The 1,262-nt window shown below is 66.1% G+C and carries 1 protein-coding gene; it reads left to right on the top strand.

Annotated elements, in window-relative coordinates:
* On the top strand, positions 1-1,226 hold a 1,226-nt coding region (locus ACXJKL_RS21260), incomplete at its 5' end, for a cytochrome P450 (RefSeq protein ID WP_457208978.1).
* Positions 1,227-1,262: the final 36 nt, after the last annotated feature.

Below are 1,262 nucleotides of genomic sequence, written 5' to 3'. Positions count from 1 at the left end.
GCTACTGGTTCATCGCGGGCAATCAGCAGTTGTTCAACCTCGCACGTCGCGCCGACGTGCTCTCCAACGACGCTGACATCCATGGACAGCGCCAGGGCTACAAGGGGATCAACATCCCCGCTCCGCCGCATGAGGGGCGCACCACCATCGGTGGATTCCTGGAGATGGACCCGCCGCGTCAACAGCATTACCGCAAGGCGCTGAACGCCTACCTGTCGCCGGCCGCCGTGGCGCGGTGGCAGCCCATCGTGGACGAGATCACGCGGGCGTGCATCGATGACGTGATCGAGACCGGACAGATCGATTTCGTCGAGGACCTGGCCAACCTGGTCCCGGCCGTCATGACGATGGGYCTSCTSGGCGTTCCGCTCGACGAGTACCTGCCGTACGTCGAACCGWCSCACKCSAGCATCTACACCTCGCCCGACGACCCCGAGATCGAGCGGGTCCGGGAGACCCAGGTCGCCATGGGCATGGAGATGTTCAAGTCCCTTGCGGCGATCCGGGGGAATGAGAACCCGGGCCTCATCGACGCGCTCGTCAAGGTCGACCTCGGCGCCGAGGCGGCGCCCGACGACCTGGAGCTGATCGGCGTGATCGCTCTGCTGATCGGCGGGGGCTTCGACACCACCACGGCGTTGACCGCGCACTCCCTGGAGTGGCTCTCGGAGCACCCCGGGCAGAARGCGTGGCTGAAGGAGGAGTTCTCCGACCGGATCGACGCCGCGACGGAGGAGTTCCTGCGGTTCTACACGCCGGCTCAGGGTGACGGTCGGACGATCTCGGCTGATGTCGAGATCGACGGGGTCGAGTTCAAGGAAGGTGACCGGGTGTGGCTKTCGTGGGCGATGGCCAACCGTGACCCCGAGGTCTTCGACGACCCGAACGAGATCGTCCTGGACCGCACCGGCAACCGGCACTCCASCTTCGGSCTSGGSRTSCAYCGCTGCATCGGCTCGAACGTCGCCCGGGCGATCTTCAAGACGATGGTGCGCCACGTCCTGGAGCGGATGCCTGACTTCGTCTGCGACCCTGCGGGCGCCGTGCACTACGACACCACCGGCGTGATCAACGGSATGAAGCACCTGCCGGCGACCTTCACCCCGGGCAAGCGCCTCGGCCCCGGCCTCGAGGACACCATCGCCGCCATGCAGAAGGTGATCGACGAGCAGCGGATCGCCGAGCCYGTCACCCGTCACAGGGCCGTTGCAGAGATCAAGCACTGAGCGCCCTTCCCCTTCCACCACTCATACGGAGAAAGC

This window comes from Nocardioides sp. P5_C9_2, from assembly GCF_054049555.1.
Note: the sequence above shows the minus strand (reverse complement) of the source record. Positions and strands in the feature narration are given on the sequence as shown.